The sequence below is a fragment of the Actinosynnema sp. NPDC002837 genome, from assembly GCF_040295345.1.
Classification (GTDB): domain Bacteria; phylum Actinomycetota; class Actinomycetes; order Mycobacteriales; family Pseudonocardiaceae; genus Actinosynnema.
The window spans coordinates 16,348-35,152 of sequence record NZ_JBEOVG010000096.1 but is presented as its reverse complement, the minus strand read 5'-3'; the positions used below and the strand labels follow the sequence as shown (position 1 = coordinate 35,152).

21 protein-coding genes and 1 pseudogene are annotated in these 18,805 nt (G+C 73.2%); 11 read left to right on the top strand and 11 right to left on the bottom strand.

What is annotated here, in order from left to right; genetic code table 11:
• Positions 1-74: 74 nt before the first annotated feature.
• The 7 genes and pseudogenes from ABTZ99_RS37990 to ABTZ99_RS37960 form a co-directional block, all read right to left on the bottom strand.
• Positions 75-716 (bottom strand): annotated as a pseudogene (locus tag ABTZ99_RS37990) (AfsR/SARP family transcriptional regulator); the annotation flags it as partial.
• A 157-nt stretch (positions 717-873) separates the two neighbouring features.
• Complete coding sequence (locus tag ABTZ99_RS37985) at positions 874-2,025, bottom strand: cytochrome P450 family protein (protein WP_498785135.1); 1,152 nt, start codon at positions 2,023-2,025, stop codon at positions 874-876.
• On the bottom strand, positions 1,962-3,338 hold the full coding sequence (locus ABTZ99_RS37980) for a cytochrome P450 (RefSeq protein WP_499617942.1): 1,377 nt from the start codon (positions 3,336-3,338) through the stop codon (positions 1,962-1,964). Before ABTZ99_RS37980 ends, ABTZ99_RS37985 begins: the two co-directional genes overlap by 64 nt.
• Complete coding sequence (locus ABTZ99_RS37975) at positions 3,335-3,931, bottom strand: GTP-binding protein (RefSeq protein WP_498785053.1); 597 nt, start codon at positions 3,929-3,931, stop codon at positions 3,335-3,337. The genes ABTZ99_RS37980 and ABTZ99_RS37975 overlap by 4 nt, the downstream gene beginning before the upstream one ends.
• Entirely contained in the window at positions 3,909-4,262 is a 354-nt protein-coding gene (locus ABTZ99_RS37970) for a DUF742 domain-containing protein (protein ID WP_498785055.1), read from the bottom strand. The genes ABTZ99_RS37975 and ABTZ99_RS37970 overlap by 23 nt, the downstream gene beginning before the upstream one ends.
• Positions 4,259-4,660, bottom strand: coding sequence for a roadblock/LC7 domain-containing protein (locus ABTZ99_RS37965; RefSeq protein WP_498785057.1), 402 nt, complete (start codon positions 4,658-4,660; stop codon positions 4,259-4,261). The genes ABTZ99_RS37970 and ABTZ99_RS37965 overlap by 4 nt, the downstream gene beginning before the upstream one ends.
• The gene (locus ABTZ99_RS37960; RefSeq protein WP_499617941.1) at positions 4,657-5,916 is read right to left on the bottom strand and encodes an ATP-binding protein; all 1,260 of its coding nucleotides are present in this window, start codon (positions 5,914-5,916) and stop codon (positions 4,657-4,659) included. Before ABTZ99_RS37960 ends, ABTZ99_RS37965 begins: the two co-directional genes overlap by 4 nt.
• Before the next feature lie 210 nt (positions 5,917-6,126).
• Here ABTZ99_RS37960 and ABTZ99_RS37955 point away from each other — a divergent pair, with 210 nt between their 5' ends.
• Together ABTZ99_RS37955 and ABTZ99_RS37950 are read left to right on the top strand one after the other, a co-directional pair.
• Entirely contained in the window at positions 6,127-6,585 is a 459-nt protein-coding gene (locus tag ABTZ99_RS37955) for an AAA family ATPase (RefSeq protein WP_498785061.1), read from the top strand.
• A 2-nt stretch (positions 6,586-6,587) separates the two neighbouring features.
• Positions 6,588-7,457, top strand: a complete 870-nt coding sequence (locus ABTZ99_RS37950; RefSeq protein ID WP_498785063.1) for a tRNA(His) guanylyltransferase Thg1 family protein — start codon at positions 6,588-6,590, stop codon at positions 7,455-7,457.
• On the opposite strand, the gene ABTZ99_RS37945 is transcribed toward ABTZ99_RS37950, so the two are convergent.
• Positions 7,439-8,413 carry a helix-turn-helix transcriptional regulator gene (locus ABTZ99_RS37945; protein ID WP_499617940.1) on the bottom strand — a complete coding sequence of 325 codons (975 nt, stop codon included), beginning with the start codon at positions 8,411-8,413 and terminating at the stop codon, positions 7,439-7,441. The two genes, ABTZ99_RS37950 and ABTZ99_RS37945, sit on opposite strands and share 19 nt — an antisense overlap.
• Positions 8,414-8,474: 61 nt before the next feature.
• Between ABTZ99_RS37945 and ABTZ99_RS37940 the strand changes: the two genes are divergently transcribed.
• The 9 genes from ABTZ99_RS37940 to ABTZ99_RS37900 all read left to right on the top strand — a co-directional run bounded on the left by ABTZ99_RS37940 (position 8,475) and on the right by ABTZ99_RS37900 (position 16,673).
• Complete coding sequence (locus ABTZ99_RS37940) at positions 8,475-8,828, top strand: YybH family protein (RefSeq protein WP_499617939.1); 354 nt, start codon at positions 8,475-8,477, stop codon at positions 8,826-8,828.
• 76 nt (positions 8,829-8,904) lie between these two features.
• Positions 8,905-9,339 (top strand): VOC family protein, encoded by a 435-nt coding sequence (locus tag ABTZ99_RS37935; protein ID WP_498785069.1) that lies wholly within the window; start codon positions 8,905-8,907, stop codon positions 9,337-9,339.
• A gap of 184 nt (positions 9,340-9,523) precedes the next feature.
• Entirely contained in the window at positions 9,524-10,849 is a 1,326-nt protein-coding gene (locus ABTZ99_RS37930; protein ID WP_499617938.1) for a DUF8832 domain-containing protein, read from the top strand.
• Positions 10,846-12,228 carry a hypothetical protein gene (locus ABTZ99_RS37925; protein WP_499617937.1) on the top strand — a complete coding sequence of 461 codons (1,383 nt, stop codon included), beginning with the start codon at positions 10,846-10,848 and terminating at the stop codon, positions 12,226-12,228. Before ABTZ99_RS37930 ends, ABTZ99_RS37925 begins: the two co-directional genes overlap by 4 nt.
• Positions 12,228-12,794 carry a hypothetical protein gene (locus ABTZ99_RS37920; protein ID WP_499617936.1) on the top strand — a complete coding sequence of 189 codons (567 nt, stop codon included), beginning with the start codon at positions 12,228-12,230 and terminating at the stop codon, positions 12,792-12,794. The genes ABTZ99_RS37925 and ABTZ99_RS37920 overlap by 1 nt, the downstream gene beginning before the upstream one ends.
• Complete coding sequence (locus ABTZ99_RS37915; protein WP_499617935.1) at positions 12,749-13,897, top strand: sensor histidine kinase; 1,149 nt, start codon at positions 12,749-12,751, stop codon at positions 13,895-13,897. The genes ABTZ99_RS37920 and ABTZ99_RS37915 overlap by 46 nt, the downstream gene beginning before the upstream one ends.
• A complete protein-coding gene (locus ABTZ99_RS37910; RefSeq protein WP_499617934.1) occupies positions 13,885-14,529 on the top strand; it encodes a response regulator in 645 nt (214 codons plus the stop codon). The genes ABTZ99_RS37915 and ABTZ99_RS37910 overlap by 13 nt, the downstream gene beginning before the upstream one ends.
• 42 nt (positions 14,530-14,571) lie before the next feature.
• Entirely contained in the window at positions 14,572-15,744 is a 1,173-nt protein-coding gene (locus ABTZ99_RS37905; protein ID WP_499617933.1) for a serine hydrolase domain-containing protein, read from the top strand.
• A gap of 83 nt (positions 15,745-15,827) precedes the next feature.
• Positions 15,828-16,673, top strand: coding sequence for a hypothetical protein (locus ABTZ99_RS37900; protein WP_498785085.1), 846 nt, complete (start codon positions 15,828-15,830; stop codon positions 16,671-16,673).
• Between the two features lie 250 nt (positions 16,674-16,923).
• On the opposite strand, the gene ABTZ99_RS37895 is transcribed toward ABTZ99_RS37900, so the two are convergent.
• From ABTZ99_RS37895 to ABTZ99_RS37885, 3 genes are all read right to left on the bottom strand, one after another.
• Entirely contained in the window at positions 16,924-17,481 is a 558-nt protein-coding gene (locus tag ABTZ99_RS37895) for a carboxymuconolactone decarboxylase family protein (protein WP_498785087.1), read from the bottom strand.
• A 1-nt stretch (position 17,482) separates the two neighbouring features.
• Positions 17,483-18,088 (bottom strand): TetR/AcrR family transcriptional regulator, encoded by a 606-nt coding sequence (locus ABTZ99_RS37890; protein WP_499617932.1) that lies wholly within the window; start codon positions 18,086-18,088, stop codon positions 17,483-17,485.
• A gap of 75 nt (positions 18,089-18,163) precedes the next feature.
• Positions 18,164-18,742: a CGNR zinc finger domain-containing protein gene (locus ABTZ99_RS37885; protein WP_498785092.1), complete on the bottom strand. Its 579-nt coding sequence runs from the start codon at positions 18,740-18,742 to the stop codon at positions 18,164-18,166.
• Between the last annotated feature and the right edge of the window lie 63 nt (positions 18,743-18,805).

The following is an 18,805-nucleotide window of genomic DNA, read 5'->3' as shown; positions in this document are numbered from 1 at the left end:
CTTGTGTGGGTGTGGGGTGTCATTCCGTGTCACCTCCCCAACCCCCCGCCGCGGGGGCCGCCCCGGCCCGGGGGGGTGCTCTCTACCACCAGGGGGGCGGGGGGGCGGGCGCCGGCCGCGACGAGCGCGCGCATCAGCGCGACGGCGAACCGTTCCCGCATCGGGTGCGCGGCGGCCACGTCGGTCAGCTCCGGGACGAGGTCCGCGCCGTGGCCGAGGTCGACCTCCGCGGCGAACCGGTCCTCCATGGCCGTCAGGCGCAGCCCTTCGAGCCGGGTGACGGCCGCGTCGAACGCCTCGCTGTCGGGCAGCCCGACGTCCTGCATGGCCGCGCCGCGCCACAGCGCGAGGGCCTCGCGCAGCAGCCGCACCCGCTGGGGGCCGTCCTCGTTGCGGGCGCGCGTGACGAGGCGCTCGAACCGGACGGCGTCCACGGCGTCGGGCGCCACGACCAACCGGTAGCCGTTCGGCTGCCCCTCCACCGACCCGTCCGGCAGCGCCTTGCGCAGCCGGGAAACCAGGCGCTGCAACGCGTTCGCCGCGTCGGAAGGCGGGTTCTCGCCCCAGATCCAGTCGACGAGCGCGGACTTCGGGACCACGTGACCCGGTTCGAGCGCGAGGGCGACCACCAACCCGCGCAACCGCGCGCCCGGCACGTCGGCCAAGACGCCGTCGTCCGTGCGAACCTCGAATGGCCCCAGCGTCCCGATCTGCACGCGGCCGATTGTGTCACGGAGCGTCGGCAGGCCTCTGACGAGCACGAACCCGTCCGATCAGCAGAAGCCCGCGTCCACCGCGCCGCCGCACGAGGACCGCCCGTCGCCGACCGGGCCGGGGCGCGCCACCGCTCGTGACGCGCCCCGGCCCGCCGCGCTACTTCAGCCGCACGGGCAAGGAGCGGTGACCGTTGGAGATGAACGACTGGCCCGGCTCCAGCTCGTGCGGCGCCACCGCCAGCTCCATCCCCGGGAACCGGGCGAACAGGGCCGGCAGGGCGATCTCCGCCTCCATCCGCGCCAGGGGTGAGCCCAGGCAGTAGTGGACGCCGTGGCCGAACGCCAGGTGGGTCTTGTCGGCCCTGGTGACGTCGAACCGGTCGGCGGTCTCGCCGTGCACCGATCTGTCCCGGCCCGCCGCCGCGTAGGCCGCCAGGATCGCCTCGCCCTGGCGGATGACGACACCGTCACCGAGCTCGATGTCCTCCACGGCGTACCGCAGGGGCAGGTTCGCGATCGGCGCCTGCCAGCGCAGGGTCTCCTCGATCACGTCCGCCCAGCCGCTCGTGCCCGCGCGGACCGCGGCCAGCTGCTCCGGGTGGGTCAGCAGGGCGGTGATCGCCTGGTCGAGCAGGTTCACGGTGGTCTCGTAGCCCGCCGAGATCACCAGGATCAGGGTGTCGACGAGCTCGGCTTCCTCCAGCTTCGAGCCGTCGTCCTCGCGCACCGCGATCAGGCCGCTGGCCAGGTCGTCACCGGGGTTCTCCCGCTTCGCCGCGACCAGCTCGTGCATGATCCCGTACAGCTGCACGGCGTTCGCCTGCGCCGCCGCGGCGGTGATCGTGGTGTCGAAGACGCCGTCGACCACCGTCCGCAGCTCCGACCGCGCCTCGGCGGGCACGCCGAACAGCTGGCAGATGACCTCGATCGGGATCGGGTAGGCGTACCGCTCCCGCAGGTCGACCGGCTGCTCCGCCGCGTCGAGCTCGTCCAGCAGCCGGTCGGTGATCCGCTCGATCCACGGCCGCATCGCCGCCACGCGCCGCGCCGTGAACGCCTTGGACACCAGCGAGCGCAGGCGACGGTGCTCGCCCCCGTACGCGGTGAACATGTTCTGCACCGAGACCCACAGGTGCAGCGGCCAGTCCTCGGAGATCTCACCGGTGCCGAACGCGGGCCAGTGCTGCCGGGCGTCCTTCGAGACGCGGGGGTCGCCGAGCAGGTCGCGCAGGGTCTGCTGGCTGGTCACCGACCACGCAGGAACCTGGCCAGGGAGCTCCACCAGGGTCGCCGGCCCTCGCGCGGCGATGGCTGCGGACTCGGCGTGGAGGTCACGGCCGGTGGGGTCGAGGACGATGGGTTCGGCTGCACGTTCCAACGGGGCTCTCCAGGTGACTCGTCGGGCTGGACGGGCACGGCTACCGGGGTGAAACGCACGGGGAGCGCGCTGAGCGCGCGGTGGAACGGGCCCGGCCGCCAGACCAGCTCCTCGACGGGGACCGCCAGGCGCATGTCGGGCAGGGCGTCGAGGATCTTCTCCATCGCCACCGACGCGATCAGCCGGGCCGGTTGCTGCGCCGGGCAGGCGTGCACGCCCGCGCTCCACGCGAGGTGCGCCCGGTTGCCCGAGCGCTGCTGGCCGACCAGCGCGGGGTCGTTGTTGGCCGCCGCGAAGCTGATCACCACCGGCTCGGCGGCGGGCAGCCGGACACCGGCGAAGTCGGTGTCCTCGAGCGGGTAGCTCGCCGAGTAGTTCGCCATCGGCGGGTCGGTCCACAGCACCTCGTCGAGCGCCTCCTCGACCGGCAGGCTGCCGCCGGAGAGGTCGCCCGCGAACCGGTCGTCGGCCAGCAGCAGCCGGATGCCGTTGGCGATCAGGTTCTGCTCGGGCTCGGTGCCCGCGCCCATGAGCAGGACGAGCTGGTGGATCAGCTCCTCGTCGGTCAGCCGGGCCGGGTGGGCCATCATCCACGAGGGCATGTCGTGGCCGGGCCGCTGCCGCTTGAGCGCGACCAGCTCCACCATGCACTGCGTCAGCTCGGCGTTGGCCTGCTCCGGGTCGACCATGTCGAAGATGGAGCTCATGGCCTTGAGCAGCCGGTCACCGAGCTCCGGCGGGCAGCCGTAGAGGTGGTTGAACATCATCAGCGGCAGCAGCTTCGCGTACTCGCCGCGCAGGTCGGCCTCGCCCTTGCCGGCGAACCTCGCGATCAGCAGGTCCGCGGTCTGCTCGACCTGGCCGCGCAGCGCGTTCGGGTCGACCCGGCTCAGGCTGTCGGTGACCGCGGCGCGCAGCCGCGCGTGCTGGGCGCCGTCGGTGAACAGGGCGTTCGGGCGGTACATCATCATCGGCAGCACGGGGGAGTCCGGCGGCATCTTCGCCTGCCAGCGGCGGGGGTCGCGCGGGAACGCGCTGGGGTTGCGCAGGACGTCCAGGGCCGCGGCGTAACCGACGACGAGGTGGGCGGGCACACCGGGCGCCAGCTCGACGGGCGCGACCGGCCCGTGCTCGCGCAGGGCCCGGTAGGTGGCGGCCGGGTCGGCGGCGAAGTCGGGGCCGTGCAGGGGCGTCCGGCCGTGGTGTGCGGGACATGCCTGCCCGGGGGCGGCTTGCGAGGTCACGCGTTCTCCTGGTTGCGGGTTAACAGGTACTCGACGAGGGAGACGAGCGCCTGCGTGGACGAGGTGGCGTCGCGGGCGTCGCAGAACATCAGCGGTGTCCCGGGCAGCAGGTCCAAGGCGTCCCGGAGCTCCTCGCCGGGGAACGCGGGCGCGCCGTCGAAGGCGTTGACGGCCACCGCGTACGGGATGCCGAGCTCCTCCAGCAGGCTCATCACCTCGAACGACTGCTCCAGGCGGCGGGTGTCGGTGAGCACGAGCGCACCGAGCGCGCCGTGGGCGATGTCCTTCCAGATCCGGGTGAACCGCTGCTGGCCCGGCGCGCCGAACAGGTAGAGCACCAGCTCGTCGGTGAGCGTCAGCCGGCCGAAGTCCAGCGCGACCGTGGTGGTGTTCTTCTCGTCCACCCCGGCGAGGTCGTCGACCAGGGCGCCGGCCTGCGTCATCGTCTCCTCGGTGCGCAGCGGGCGGATCTCCGAGAGGGTGCCCACGAAGGTGGTCTTCCCGACCGCGAACGGGCCGACGACCAGCAGTTTCACCGCCGTGCGCACGGTGTCGCGCAGGTAGACGCCGTCAGAGGCGAGCGCGGAGGCCATCGAGCACCTCCTTCAGCAGCTCCATGTTCGGGCGGGCGGCGTGCGAGACCGCGGCGTGCGTCGCGATGTGCCCGCTGTCGACCAGGTCGGACAGCAGCACCTTGGTCACGCTCATCGGCAGCGAGAGGTGGGCGGCGATCTCGGCGACCGACAGCGCGCCGCCGCGGCAGAGCTCCATCAGCCGCTTCTTCTCCGGCGACAGCCCGGAGACCTGCTCGCGGGTGGCGATCACGACCGTGACCGCGTCGAAGGTGTTGCGGCTGGCGTGCGCCCGTCCGCCGGTCACGACGTACGGCCGCACCAGCCCCCGCAGGCGCTTCTCGCCGCTCACGCCGGGCTGCCCGCGTCCTGCCGCGGCGGGCTGGTGAGTTCCTTGCCCAGCCGCTGCACGAGCTCCTGGATCCGGAACGAGACCGCCTCCATGTCCACCCGCTCGGTCGCCGACACGGCCAGGTACGCGCCCGGACCGGCGGCGGCCAGGAAGACGTAGCCGCCGACGAACTCGCTGACCGTCTGCTGCCACTGCTCGCTGGTCTGCCCGCAGAACTCGGCGGTGGCGCGGGCCAGCGCCTGCAGCGCCGACATCGCGGCGGCGTGCCGCTCCGCGTCGTCCCGGTCGATGCCGGCGGAGTGCGCCATCAGCAGCCCGTCGGCCGAGAGCAGGACGGCGTGCCGCGTCTCCGGCATCTTCAGGGCGTCGTCGAGCATCCAACCCAATGCGTTGTTCATCCCTGGGTGTTCCCTTCAGCGACAGGCGGCGGCGTGGTGGCCCGGCCCGAGTCGGTGCCGCGTTTCCAGGCGGCCAGCCCGGTCGCGATCCGCTGCTCGGCCGGCGCCGGGACGACCGGCGTCGACGACGGCGCGCCCTGCTCGGCGGTCTGCGTCCGCCGACGTCGGGGCAGGCCACCGGGGGTGCGCTCGGGCTCGGCGCGGTCGACGGGCGGGACGGGTCGCCGCTCGGGCGGCAGCGCCACGGCGTTGTCGGGCATGGTCGGCTTGCTGACGCGGGTGAGCAGCTCGGTCGGCAGGAACACGACCGCGCGCACACCGCCGTACGGGGAGCGCGTGTCCACCGAGACGCGGAAGCCGTAGCGCTTGGCCAGCACGCCGACGACCGCGAAGCCGACCTGCGGCGGGTCGCCGAGCCGGTTGACGTCGTTGCCGCCGTCGCCGGCCAGCAGCCGGGCCGCGCGCTGCAGCTCCTCGACGGTCATGCCGACGCCGCCGTCGTCGATCATCACGGCCATGCCGTTGTGCGCCTGCTGGAAGTTGACCTCGACGCTGGTGTTGGGCGGCGAGTGCCGGGCGGCGTTGTCGAGCAGCTCGGCCACGGCCAGCACGACCGGCTCGACCGCGCGGCTGACCACCGCGACGTCGGACTCGGCGGGCACGTTGATCCGGAGGTAGTCGCGGATCCGGGAGGTGGCGCCGCGCGCCACGTCGGTCAACGAGGACGCCGACCGCTGCTGCCCGGGCCAGGAGCCGCAGAGCACGGCGGTGGCCTGCGCCCGGCGGTTGAGCTGGGAGTTCATGTGGTCGATCCGCATCAGGCCGGCCAGCACGTCCGGGTCGTCGTGCCGGTCCTGCATCGCGGAGATCGCGACCTGCTGCTCGTTGGACAGGCTCTGCACCGCGCGCATCATGGACTTGAGCGTGGCGCGGGCCGACTGCTCGCCACGGGCGCTCGCCTGCCGGACCGAGTCGGTGAACAGGGCGAACACCGGCTCGTGCGCCTCGGCCACCCGCGGGTGCCTCGGGCCGGGCACCTCGACGGGCCGGTGGTTCAGCGACTCCGCCAGGGCGGGCAGCCGGGCGTCGACCAGGTGTCGCTCCTCCTCGGCCCGGATCCGCTCCCGGGCCTCCGCCTCCTCGGCCCGCAGGCGTAACGCCCGGGTCGTCCGCTGTTGGCGTACCAGCAGGAACACGACGATCAGCACGATGGCGAGCAGGAACCAGAACGCCACCGCGAGTGTTTGTTGGTCCATCAATTCCTCTGGTGCGGGCGAGCTGCCGGATACCAGTGCGTCAGCAGGGTCTGGAATCTTTATCACGGGACTTCATCGGACGCCAAGTGGTTGCCGCGGTATCCCTCCGATGGGAGCAACTGGTGCGGAATACCGATAGCATATGTCCACTGTGGACAGTTAATGAGGTCGGCTATCGGGCGAGGCGCGCGGGCCGCCTACCATTGCCCGGTGACCGAGGTCGCGATCTTGATCGGACTTCAGGCGGCGGGGAAGACGACTTTCTACCGCACCGTCCTGGCGGGCACGCACGCGCACGTCAGCAAGGACGCGTTCCCTAATGCGCGGCGACGCCAGGCGAGGCAGTTGCGGCTGATCGGCGAGGCGCTCGACGCCGGGCTCGACGTCGCGGTCGACAACACCAATCCGTCGGCCGAGGAATGGGCGCCGCTCATCGCGGCCGGTCGGGCGCGCGGCGCGCGGATCGTCGGATACTGGTTCCCGCCGGATCTCACCGCGTCGATGGCCCGCAACGCCGCCAGGGACGACAAAACCAGGGTGCCCGACGTGGGGCTTTATGCGACCGTAAAGCGCCTGCGGCGGCCGCGGCGCGCCGACGGGTTCGACGAGTTGTCGATCGTGCGGTTCGACGGCCGCGGCGGGTTCGACGTCCAACCCCTGGAGGAGTGACGATGCGGTGGGCCGACCTCGAATCCGGGCAGCGCGCCAGGGAGTGGTTCCACGGGTTGACGGCGCCGGCCGGGATGTGGGTGGTCGTGCGGGTCGACGGGCGCGGGTTCTCCCGGTTCACCGAGGAGCGGTTCGACAAGCCGTTCGACGCGCGCTTCTCCCGGCTCATGGTGGAGACCGCGCAGGCGCTGCTGACCGAGTTCGGCGCGCGCTACGCCTACACCGAGAGCGACGAGATCTCGATCGTGCTCGACCCGCGCCACGACATGTTCGGGCGCGGTGTGGAGAAGGTCGTGTCGATCTCCGCCGGGGTGGCCTCGGCCGCGTTCACCCACGCCGCCGGCGAGCCCGCGCACTTCGACAGCCGGATCTGGCTCGGCGCGGGCGTGGGTGACGTGGTCGACTACGTGTCCTGGCGGCAGGCCGACGCCACCCGCTGCGCGCTCAACGGCTGGTGCTACTGGACCCTGCGCAAGGCCGGCGCGTCCCGCCGGGAGGCCACCCGGCGCCTGGAAGGGACGACCACCTCGGCGAAGAACGAGCTGCTGTACCAGCACGGGATCAACTTCGACGACCTGCCCGCCTGGCAACGCCGCGGCATCGGCCTGTGGTGGGAGGACCACACCCGCTCCGGCCGCGATCCGGTGCGCGGGGTCGAGGTCACCACCACCCGCCGCCGCGTCCACATCGAACACGAGCTGCCGATGAAGGACGCCTACCGCGCCCTCGTCACCCGGCTGATCGCCGGATCGCCCGAGGCCGCCCCTCAGGACGGCGCTCGCGAGGCCGTCGCCTCTCAGGACAGTGCTCGCGAGGTCGCCCCGCAGGAGGGCGCTCGCCAGGACGACGTCCCTCAGGACGGCGCTCCGTAGCGGGTCGCGATCGCGACGGCGCGGTCGTGCAGGGTAATGCGCAGCCACTGCGGCGCCAGGGCTTCCGCGTTCGTGGCGAGCCGCCACAGCGCCCACTCGGCGTGCCAGGCGTCCTGGAAGGTCACCTCCATCCGCAGCCGGCCGTCCGCTTCGACGTCCTCGGCGAGGACGGCCAGCGCGGTGCCCACCAGCTCCTCCCGCCGCGCCGGGTTCAGCAGCACCAGCACGGTCACCTGGTCGCCGCCCGCCCGGAACCGCGTGCCGCGCTCCTGCCAGGCCCGGTCGAGGTCGACCCGGTCCGGTCGCTGCGCGGGTTCGGCGAGCTCCTCGGCGGCCTCGATCCGGGACAGCCGGTAGGTGCGGTCCTCGCCGGACCTCGTGGCCAGCAGGTAACCCTGCTCGCGGACCGTGACCAGGCCGATCGGGTCGACCGTCCGCCACTTCGCCTCCTGGTCCACGGCCGCGTAGCGGATGCGCAGCTTGTGCCCGGCGAACACCGCGCGCCGGACCTCGGCGACCACCGCGTCCGGCACCTCCTCGGCGACCACCCGGCGTGACAGCAGGTCGGTCCCCGGGTCGATGAGCAGTCGCTCGGCCGCGCCGGCCGCGGTGGCCCGGTAGCTCTCGGGCAGCGCGTCGACGACCTTGCGCATGGCCGAGGCGAGTGCGGCGCCGAGGCCGAACGCCTGCGCGCCGCGCCGCGACCCGGCGACCAGCAGGGCGAGCGCCTCGTCGTGGTTGAGCCCGGTGAGCTCGGTCTGGAAACCGGGCAGCAGCGTGAAACCGCCGTGCCGGCCGCGTTCGGCGTAGACCGGGACGCCGGCCGCCGACAGCGCCTCGATGTCCCGCAGCACGGTCCGGGTGGACACCTCCAGCTCACGGGCCAGCGCCGTCGCGGACAGCCGACCGTGCCGGCGCAGCAGCAGCACCAGCGAGACCAACCGGTCGGCGCGCATGGGAGAACTTTACCGGAATACATGACACAGGTTGTCGTGTATTGGTTGGAGGCTTAGCCGCATGACAAGCAAGAACGCGGCCGCCGAGCCGAACGACCTGGGCAAGTACTTCATCGAGCGGGGCAACGCGGGCGACGTCGACGGACTGGTGGCGCTGTACGAGCCGGACGCCGTGCTGGCGTTCCCGCCGGGGAACCTCGCGACCGGGCACGCGGAGATCCGCAAGGTGTACGAGCAGTTCGTCGCCGCCGCGCCCGTGCTCGCGCCGGGGCGGCAGCACGAGGCGCTGGTCAGCGGTGACCTTGCGCTCACGATGTCCACGCTGACCAGCGGTGAGATGACCGTCGAGGTCGCCCGTCGCCAGCCGGACGGGTCCTGGTTGTGGGTCCTGGACCAGCCGATGGTGATGCCGTAGCGGGAGCGGCGGTGGGCCGGCGCGGCCGAGCCCACCGCCGTGCGACGGCCTCCGGACCCGCAACTATGGTGGGCCCATGGTGTCGGTCAAGCAGTTCCAGGTCACCTTCGACTGCGCGGAGCCCGAGCGCGTGGCCCGCTTCTGGTGCGAGGTGCTGGGGTACGTCGTGCCGCCGGCGCCCGAGGGTTTCGCCACCTGGGCCGATTACGACCGCTCGCTTCCTCCCGAGAGCCAGGGCGCGGCGTTCGCCTGCGTCGACCCCACGGGTGTCGGCCCGCGGCTGTTCTTCCAGCGCGTTCCCGAGGGCAAGGTCGTGAAGAACCGGGTGCACCTCTGCGTGCGGGCCGGTACCGGGCTCGTCGGTGCGGAGCGCCTCGCCACGCTCGAGGCCGAGTGCGCCCGGCTGACCGGACTCGGCGCGGCGCACGTGCGGACGATGCTCGCCGACGGTGTCGAGGAGTCGTGCATCGTGATGCAGGACATCGAGGGCAACGAGTTCTGCCTCGACTGAGGGCCGCGAACGCGGCGGGAGCGGACGGCCCGCGTCGAACGGGGTGGCCACGTCCGGGGACCGCTCGACAACGACTCGCTGACGTGACCACGCACCCGTGGCGCCGGGAGTAGTTCTCCGGCACTAGCGGAGTCGCTACTCGCGCCTTATGTGCCGCCGTTGCCCGGTTCCTAACGTCGATGTCGTGTTCATCCGTTGGTTCCTGGGCATCTCGGTCGCACTGCTGGTCACCGCCACGCCCGCGGCGGCGCACGTGGTCGGCGCCGACTCCGACGTCCGGTTGGCGCAGACGATCGGTGGCGTCGAGCTCACGGTCGTGATCAGGCGGACGCCGCGGGTGCCGGGTCCGCTGCACGTCGACCTCGTCGCGCACCACCCGGTCCGCGACCTCGCGATCGACATCGCGGTGGGGGACAGCGCGGGCGAGGTCCTGCTGCGACCCGATCGCGCCGGCACTTACCCGGTCGTGCTGGACGTCCGCGAGACCGGGGCGCACGAACTCCGGTTGACCGCGGCCGCCGAGTCGTCGGCCCTGCCGTTCCTCGTCCGGGTGCCGAAGCCCGCCACCTGGGAACTGGTGGTGTACGGCGGTTTCGGGGCCACCGGGTTATCGCTGACCGCGGCACTGGTCGCGGGCGCCGGGTCCCGGCGGACGGCGGCGCTCGCGCTCGGCGGGGTCGGCGTGGTGGCGGCGGTCGTCGCGGCGACGGTCGGGGTCATGTCGCCGGGACTCGGCGCGGAGCAGCGGGACGCGGGACGTCCCAACGCGCAGGCGTTCCTGTCCACCACGCCGGCCCGACCGGCCGTGGGCGAGGAGTTCACCCTGCGGTTCGACCTGGTCGACGGTTCGACCGGACTGCCGGTGGACGACCTCGCGGTGCACCACGACGCCCTCGCGCACCTGGTCGTCACCAGCAGGGACGGCGGCTTCTTCCGCCACCTCCACCCGCTGCGGACGGCTCCGGGGCGGGTCGAGGTCCGGTTGGCCGCCGACCGGCCCGGCGGGTACCTCGCGCACACCGAGTTCGAGCGCACGGACGCGGGTGGCCAGTTGGTCTCCGGCACGTTCGAGGTCGGCGCGGACGGGACCGGCGCGGACGGGATCGGCGCGGACGAGGTCGGCACGGTCGGGGTGGGCACGGTCGGGGCCGGAGCGGAGGAGGTCGGCGCGGTCGCGGCGGACGAGCCGCCCGGACCGGCCACGTGGACGTTCCCGCCCGGCCGTCCCGCCACCATCGAGGTCGACACCGGCAGCACCGGCCTGCAGTCGTGGCTGGGCATGGCGGGACACCTGATCGTCCGCGACGAGGCGGGCGGCTTCCTGGGCCACGTGCACGAGCAGGGCTCCACGTCGACCTCCTCGGACGGCACGGTGGCCGGGCACGGCCCGGTGCTCCGCTTCACGGTGAGCTTCCCCCGACCGGGCCGGTACTTCGCGTGGCTCCAGTACGCCGAGGACTTCCGGGTCGTGACGGTCCCGTACGTGGTCGAGGTCGGTGACACGCGATGAGGCGGCCGGTCCTCCTCGTGGCCGCCGTGGTCGTGGCCGTCGTCGCGGTCGCCGCGTTGGCCTTCACGTCCTCGCCAGACACGGCCCCGGTCCGGCTCGGCCACGACGACGTGACCGTGCTGCTGGACCGGGCGGGCACCGGAACCGTTGCGGCGCAAGTGGAAGTCCCCGCGGACGTGGCCTCGGTGTCGCTCTACGCGACGATGCCCCGGATGGGGCACATGACCCCGGAAGTCGTCGCGGAACGAGAACGGCCTGGCCTCTTCCGGGCCACCGGCGAGCTCTTCGCCATGACCGGCCCGTGGGTGCTGACCGTGCGGGCCGACGACGAGATCGTGACCTTCGACATCACCGTGGGATGCGGAGTCGTGGTGCTACCGAAGCGACAAGTGATCGGCTCTTGGCTGTTGCTGACCGGGTTCTGCTCGTTGTGGCTCGGGGTGGGGTGGGACGGGCAGTGGCACGTCGACGTCGGCCCGGACACCTTCTTCACCGCGCCGCACCTGATGTTCTACTTCGGCTCCGCGCTGATCGGCCTGACCAGCCTCGCGGTGGTGCTGCCGAGCCGCGGGGCGACGGCGGGACCGGGCGTGCCGGTGCTGGGCTTCCGCGCGCCGGCGGCGTTCCTGGTCGCCGGGCTCGGCGCGGCGGGGCACCTGCTGTACGGGGCGACCGACCTGTGGTGGCACACCGTCTACGGGTTCGACCTGCTGGACAGCACGCCGTCGCACCTGAGCCTGCAACTGGCGATGCAGGTGCAGGCGGTCGCGGTGGTCATGGCCTTCGCCGCGTTGCGCGACACGAGGTCCGGTCGGTGGGGCCTGGCGGCGGCCGGCGCGTTCGGCGTCGCGGCCGGCTCGATCATGCTCGACGGCGACGCGTTCGGCGTCAGCCTGACCGTGCTCGGCGGCAGCGCGGTGGCCGCGTGGACCTTGTGCGCCGTCGCGGGGATCACCCGCAGCGGGTGGTGGGTGGCGGCGCTCGGGCTGCTGTTCGTGGCCGTGCACGCGGCGACGTTCTTCTTCCCGCCGTTCGCCACCCGGTGGTACTCCGAGAGCATCGGTCAGCCGCTGCGGGACAACGCGCTGGGCGTGCCGCTGCTCGCCCTGGCGATGCCGCTGGTGTTCCCGCTCGCGGCGGTGGTCGGCGCGGCCGCGGTGGCGTTCGCCCGCCGTCGCGGCATCTCGCCGAACGTCGCGATGGCGGTGCTGGGCGCGGTGATCGGGCTGACCGTGGTGATCTCCCAGCTCCTCCTCGACGAGGTCGGCACGAACCCGCTGCTCGCGGCGCTGCTCGTCACGGCGCTCGGTGCGGTCGCCGGCAGGTTCGGCTGGCAGTCGGCCGCGCTGATGCGCCGGCTCGCTCCGAGGGAGGCGTGATGAGGTTCCGATCCCTGTTCGGTGCGGCGGCCGCCGCGGTGGTGCTGATGGCCGCGCCCGGTGCGACCGCGGGGGCGTCGACGCTCACCCTCGTGCACAGCGAGCAGGTCTCGCTGGGCGCCGGCACGCTGACCGCCTCGTTCACGGACTGGCCGGTGCGCGCCGGGCGGTCGCTAGACTTCACGTTCGAGCCCGCCGGGGGGATCGAGGGGCGCTCCGGCACCCTGCGGGCGATCACGCCGTCCGGGGAACCGACGGCCCTGGGCATCGTGGGCCTCGACGGTGAGGCCGACATGACGCTGCAGCGGCACCCGCTGGCACGGCACGCGTGGGGTCTGGACGTCGTCGCACTACCCGAGGAGGGCTGGTGGCGCTTCGAGTTCACCGTGCACGGACCGGACGGGACCTCGACCGCGACGCTGCCGGTCGCGGCGGGGCCGAAGCCGGGGCCGCCGGCGGCGCTGAGCTGGGCGGTCGGCATGACCCCGTGGGCGGTGGCGCTGGTGTTCCTGGCGCGGCGGTGGCTGAAGGTCCGGCGGTCGGCCGTGCAGGCCTGGAACGACTGAGCGACGGCCTGCTGGTCCTGCTGCCGTTGATGGTGGCGTGGTTGCTGGTCCTGGACGGTCCGGACGAGGGATCGGTGTGGACCGTCCTGGGCGTGGCCTCGGCGCAGTCCGTGGCATTGGCGTGGCGCCGCCGGTTCCCGCTGACCGTGCTGCTGGTCGTGATGGGCCTGGAGGGCGTGCTCGTCGCCGTCGACGCGGAGATCTTCGTCGCGTTCCTGGTGGCGGCGTCGGCGCTCGGCACGTGGGGCAGGCCGGTGCAGCAACGCGTCGGGCTCGCGATCGCCCTGACGACGTTGGCGGTCGGGATGGTCCTCAGCATCAGCGGCGGCGCGCCGGCGGGGTTCGCCGTGATCGGGATCGCGTCGGTGGCGGTGATGTTCGTCGGTTTCCTGCTGAGCGGGTGGCTCGGCGGCCGGCAGCGGACGCGGATCCGCGAGCTGGAGGCCGAGCGCGCCGAGATCGAGTGGCGCGCGGCGGCACGCGAACGCGCCCTGCTGGCAAGGGAGTTGCACGACATCCTGAACCACGCGGTCACGGCGATGGTGCTCGACGCGACCGCGGCGGCGGAGACCGGAACGCCCGAGGAGTCGCGGGAGACCCTGCACCGCATCGCGCGGACCGGGCGCAACTCCCTCGGGGAGCTGCGCCGGCTGCTCGGCATCCTGCGCCGGAGCCTGTCCGACGCCGATCACGACCCGCTGGCCGTGCCGCCCGGCCTCGACCGGCTCGACGAGCTGGTCGACGGCATGCCCGGCAGCGGTCCGCGGGTCGCGGTGGTCCGCGAGGGCAACCCGGGCCCGCTGGACGCCAGCATCGAGCACGCCGCCTACCGGGTGGTCCAGGAGGCCCTGACCAACGTGATCAAGCACGCCGGGCCGGCCGCCACGACCGTGTCCCTGACCTACGCGTCCGACCACCTGTCGGTCGTGGTGTCGAACGGGAGGCCGGCGGTGACCCGACGTGCCGGGACGGGACTGGGGCTGATCGGCATGCGGGAACGCGTCGAGCTGGTCGGCGGCACGTTGACCGCCGGTCCGGGCGTGGACGGCGGGTTCGAGGTGCGGGCGCGCTTCCCGGCTCGGAGCGCGACGTGCTCCGCGTAGTCGTCTGCGATGACGAGCAGCTGCTCCGCGAGGCGTTGACCAAGCTCATCGACGCGGTGCCCGACCTGGAGGTGGTCGGTGTCGCGGCGGACGGCGGCCAGGCGGTGTCGGCGGTCGACCGGCACGCGCCCGACGTCGTGCTGATGGACATCCGGATGCCGGTCCTCGACGGGATCGAGGCGACCCGCCGGATCGCGGGCCGGACCAAGGTCCTCATCCTCACGACCTACGACCTGGACAGCTACGTCTACGCGGCGCTCCAGGCCGGCGCCAGCGGCTTCCTGCTCAAGGACGCGCCCAGCGAACGCCTGCGCGACGGGATCCGCGTCGTCGCCTCCGGGCAGGCGGTGCTGGCTCCCGAGGCCACCGCCCGGATGATCTCGGCGTTCCGGCCCGCCATGCCGACCGCCGAGGACCGGGCGCTGCTCCAGGCCGTGCGAGGGCTGTCACCCCGGGAACGGCAGGTGTGCGAGCTGATCGCGGAGGGCTTGGCCAACGACGACATCGCGCGGCGCCTGGCCATCAGCCGCTACACGGTGAAGGTGCACGTCTCCAACGTCCTCGGCAAGCTCGGCGTGCCCGACCGGGTCCACGTCGTGCTGGCCTGGTCCCGGTTGCGGGGCCACGTCTGAACCCGGTGGCCGGCCGGGGGGAGGTTCGGGCACGCTGGCGTCATGGGGATCAAGCGCGCAGGTGTCGTGGTCGGGGTGGTGGCGGCGCTCGTCGCCGGGTCGGTGTCCGGTGCTCGCGCGAGCGCGGACTCGCCGGTGCGGGAGGCGTTGGCGCAGGTGGTGGCGGCGGGCGTGCCCGGTTCGTACGCGGCCGTCGTGGACGGCGCGGTGGCCTGGCGCGGTTCGGCCGGCGTCGGCGACCTGCGCACGGGGCGGGCGCCCGACCCGCGCGGCCGGTTCCGGGTCGCGAGCGTGACCAAGTCGTTCGTGGCCACGGTGGTGCTGCAGCTCGTCGGCGAGGGGCGGCTCGGGCTGGACGACCCGATCGCCGACCACCTGCCCGGCCTGCTGCCGTACCCCGAGCCGATCACCGTCCGCCAGCTGCTCGGGCACACCAGCGGCGTGCCGCGCGACATCGCGCACTGGCAGACGATCGAAGAGGTGGACACGAAGCGGTGGGAGAGCTTCGAGCCGACCGAGCTGGTGCGGCTCGCGACCGACGGCGTGCCGCTGCTGTTCGCGCCCGGCACCGGCTTCTCCTACTCCAACACCGGCTACACGGTGCTCGGTCTGCTGGTCGAGCGGATCACGGGCCGTTCGCTGGCCGGTGAGCTGGAGCGGCGCGTCTTCCGGCCGCTGGGCCTGCGGGACACGTCGTTCCCGAGCTACCAGCCCTTCCTGCCGTTCCCGGCGGCGCACGGCTACGAGCAGATCTACGGCGAGCAGGCGCCGTTGACCGACGTGACGACCTACGTGTGGTCGCGGCTGTGGGCGTCCGGGAACGTGGTCAGCTCCGCGGACGACCTGAACCGGTTCTTCGGCGCGCTGCTGGGCGGGCGCCTGCTGCCGGCCGACCTGCTGGCGCAGATGCGCGACGCGCGGCCGGGCGCGCTCGAACCGTTCGGGTACGGCCTCGGCCTGATGCACCTGTCCAGCCCGTGCGGCGGGGAGGACTGGTGGGGCCACGGCGGTGACGTGCCCGGCTACAACACGTGGAGCCTGCACACGGCCGACCTGGGCCGCCAGGCGTCGGTCGGGATGAACCAGGACATCACCGCCCCGGTCGCGGCGCGGCAGAACGTGCTGCTGACCGTGGCGACGGCGCTGTGTGACGAGGTGCCGGTGACCGTGGCGGCGGGCACGGAGCTCCCGTACCTGGGTCCGGCGTTGCCGTAGCGGCGGCGTCCGTGGGCGGCACGAACGGCTGAAGGTCCGGGTCGGCGATTGCCGCCGCCGGTGGGCCGGCCGAAGAATGCGGCATGGATCGCGCTCAGTCCTGGGTCGCCCGACTGGAGACGGCCGCCTTGCTGGTCACGATCGGGTCGGTGCTGCTCGCGGCGTTCAGCCTGTTCGCCTGGGTCAGGTACGACGTGCACGTGCTGCCCGCGGTGCTCAGGGGCGTGGACTTCGCGACCGTCGCGTTCAGCGTGTTCATGTCCGTCTCGGTGCTCGCGCCGTGGGTGGTGGTGAGCTGGACGACCCCGCGCTTCGCCGAACGCCCGGACGCCGGCCGCACCCGGCTGGTGTGGCCGGCGCTCGGCGCCCTGGCGGTCGTCGTCCTCGCCTTCCCGCTGTACGTCGGCGTCGGTGTGGTGGTCTTGTGGACCGTCTACGTCGTGGGCCGGGTGGCCGGGGCCGTGCTGCCGCTGCCCTCGCCCGTCCGCCAGGCGTGCCGCCGCCTCTACCGCGGTTCGGGTGCGGCGGTGGTGGTGCTGGCGGTGCTGGCCGCGCCGAACTACGGCACCCCGTCGTGGGTGCCGCTGGAGCGGGTCGAAACCCGGGACGGGCGGCACGTGGGCTGGGTGCTCGAATCCGGTGATCACGACCTGTCCCTGTTGGAGGAGGGCAGCCGGAACGCGGTGGTGCTGCGACAGGACGTCATCACCAAGCGGACGTTCTGCGACAAGGGCGGAGACGGCCGCTCACGGCCGGCCGACGCGCTGTCCCTCCTCGGTTGGCAGCTGGTCGACGACGTGCCCGACATCCGGCACGGACGGCCCGACTGCTACGCGGGAACGGCGTCGGCCACGCCCGTCTCGCCATCGGTCGCTCCCGCCTCACGCGGTCTGCCGGTCGGCGGGCTCGTGCTCCCGGCCGGGCGCTGACGCGCCGGTGGGGCCGGACTCACACCCGACCCCACCGGCACACCCGGTCCCGCCGGCGCGCACCCCAGTCGCGCCGGTGCAACGGGACCCGCCCGTGCGCCTCAGTTCCCCCCGGTGCGGCCCGGCGCCGCTGACACCCTGGCCCCGCCCGCATCCCCGGGCTGTGCCCGCGTACCCGTGCCCCCGCCCGGCGGCGCGCACACTCCGCCCGCCCGAGGGCGGCCCGCCCCACCGAGCGCGGAGTCGTTTGCTAGACCCGGTCCCGCTTCCACTCCTGCGCCTGCCAGGCCGGGTCGAGCGGGGTGTGCGCGATGTGGTTGGTGTAGTTGGACAACGTCTTCATCCCGACGCCGAGGATCACGTCCAGCACCTGACGCCGGGTGTGGCCCGCGGCCAGGAACTCCTCGACGTCCTGGTCGCCCACCCAACCCCGGTCGGTGACGATCCGCTCCGTGAGCCTGCGGACGGCCTCCAAGGCGTTGTCCGACACCGGCTTGCCGGCGCGCAGGGCCTGCACGGTCCCCTCGTCCACACCGGACTTGAGCGCGATCGTGGAGTGCGCGGCCACGCAGTACTCGCAGCCGTTCAGGACGCTGGTGGTGATCCACACGACGTGCTTCGCCGGCCCGGACAGCGAGGACTTGCCGAACTGCTCGGCCAGGGCGTTGTAGCCGGCCAGCAGCTCCGGCGACTCCGCCATCACGCCGTTGAGCGTGCTGACGAAACCCAGCCGGCGCTTGCCCGCCTCCAGGTGGGCACGGGCTTCCTCGGGCGCGGTGGTCTCGTCGTGAACGGTGAACTGCACCATGTCAGCGGATCTCCTCGGATCGGTTCGCCAGTGAGTCGAGCACGGCCGTGACGGTGTCGCCCAGCGCTTCCGGGGTCGCGCCCGCGCGCGAGCGCACGTTCACCCCGTAGGCCAGCAGCGCGAGGACGTCGGCCGACGTTTCGGGCACCACGCCGGGCCGCAGCGCGCCGGCGGCCCGCGCGCGTTCCAGCGCCGCGCACATCGCCGCCCGCAACCGGTCGTGGTGTTCGTGCAGGACCGCCTGGACGTCCGGGTCGTCGTGCTCCGCGCCGGCGTGCGCGTTGGTGACCATGCAGCCCCACCGGGCGTGCTCGCCGGCGCAGCGGGCCCCGATCAGCCCGCGGAAGAAGTCCGCGATCGCCGGCAGCCCCCGCTCGTCCTCGGCGAGCCGCTGGAAGACCGGCCCCGAACGGCGCTCGGCGTAGCGGCGCAACGCGGCGACGTAGAGCTCCCGCTTGCCGCCGAACGTCGCGTACAGGCTGGACCGGTTGACGCCGGTCGCCGACACGATGTCCTGCACGCCGGTCGTCGAGACGCCCCGTCGCCAGAAGAGCTCCTCCGCCGAGTCGAGCACCGCCTCGGGGTCGAAGTGCTTCACGTCCGGCATGTCCGCCTCGCCATCTTGGAATGATCGTTCCAAGTTAACCCGCGCCGGACCCGGCCGCAACGGCTCGCTTCGGCATCACGACGACGTCCGGCCCTTGTGGCGCTGGTAGTAGCGGGCGACGCGGGCGCGGTTGCCGCAACGCGCCGGCGAGCACCAGCGCCGACGCGGGTGCGCGGGCAGGAAGACCATCACGCAGTCGTCGGCCTCGCACTTCCTGAGGGTGCCGATCGCCGGGTCGGTGAGCAGGTCGGCGGCGGCCTCGGCCAGGCGGGCGGCCAGTCGGACGCCGAGCCGGCCCGCGCGCCGGGGTGTCGCGGTGACGGCGGCGCCGTCCCAGTCCAGTTCGCGCACGGCCGGCGCCGCGCGTGCCGCCTCGGTCAGGCCGCGCAGGGCGGCCTTCGGCGGCCGGTTCCCGTGCCGCAGCGCGTGGACGGCGGCATCGACGTGCTCCCGCACCGCGCGCACCGCGGCCAGGTCGGCCGCCGTGGGGGTGGCGCCACCCGCTTCCGCCTGGAGCGCGGGTTCCAGGGCCAGCCACGCGGCCAGCCGCTCCGGGGTGTCGAGCAGGTCGGCGCGACCGTCCTCGGTCGCCGGGCGGGTGTTGACGAGGTCGATGGCCAGGTGCTCGCCGGTGAGCGGGCCGGTGTCACTCATGGTGCTAATGCTATCAAGCCCGCTTGACCCATTAGGTCGCTCCCGGCTATACCTAACGCATCA

Bases quoted from the DNA above. Each gene is read 5' to 3' on its own strand.
- ABTZ99_RS37975 (WP_498785053.1), bottom strand. From the start codon at position 3,931: ATGGCCTCCGCGCTCGCCTCTGACGGCGTCTACCTGCGCGACACCGTG.
- ABTZ99_RS37965 (WP_498785057.1), bottom strand. From the start codon at position 4,660: ATGAACAACGCATTGGGTTGGATGCTCGACGACGCCCTGAAGATGCCG.
- ABTZ99_RS37960 (WP_499617941.1), bottom strand. From the start codon at position 5,916: ATGGACCAACAAACACTCGCGGTGGCGTTCTGGTTCCTGCTCGCCATC.
- ABTZ99_RS37950 (WP_498785063.1), top strand. From the start codon at position 6,588: ATGCGGTGGGCCGACCTCGAATCCGGGCAGCGCGCCAGGGAGTGGTTC.
- ABTZ99_RS37945 (WP_499617940.1), bottom strand. From the start codon at position 8,413: ATGCGCGCCGACCGGTTGGTCTCGCTGGTGCTGCTGCTGCGCCGGCAC.
- ABTZ99_RS37940 (WP_499617939.1), top strand. From the start codon at position 8,475: ATGACAAGCAAGAACGCGGCCGCCGAGCCGAACGACCTGGGCAAGTAC.
- ABTZ99_RS37935 (WP_498785069.1), top strand. From the start codon at position 8,905: ATGGTGTCGGTCAAGCAGTTCCAGGTCACCTTCGACTGCGCGGAGCCC.
- ABTZ99_RS37925 (WP_499617937.1), top strand. From the start codon at position 10,846: ATGAGGCGGCCGGTCCTCCTCGTGGCCGCCGTGGTCGTGGCCGTCGTC.
- ABTZ99_RS37920 (WP_499617936.1), top strand. From the start codon at position 12,228: ATGAGGTTCCGATCCCTGTTCGGTGCGGCGGCCGCCGCGGTGGTGCTG.
- ABTZ99_RS37905 (WP_499617933.1), top strand. From the start codon at position 14,572: ATGGGGATCAAGCGCGCAGGTGTCGTGGTCGGGGTGGTGGCGGCGCTC.
- ABTZ99_RS37900 (WP_498785085.1), top strand. From the start codon at position 15,828: ATGGATCGCGCTCAGTCCTGGGTCGCCCGACTGGAGACGGCCGCCTTG.
- ABTZ99_RS37895 (WP_498785087.1), bottom strand. From the start codon at position 17,481: ATGGTGCAGTTCACCGTTCACGACGAGACCACCGCGCCCGAGGAAGCC.
- ABTZ99_RS37890 (WP_499617932.1), bottom strand. From the start codon at position 18,088: ATGCCGGACGTGAAGCACTTCGACCCCGAGGCGGTGCTCGACTCGGCG.
- ABTZ99_RS37885 (WP_498785092.1), bottom strand. From the start codon at position 18,742: ATGAGTGACACCGGCCCGCTCACCGGCGAGCACCTGGCCATCGACCTC.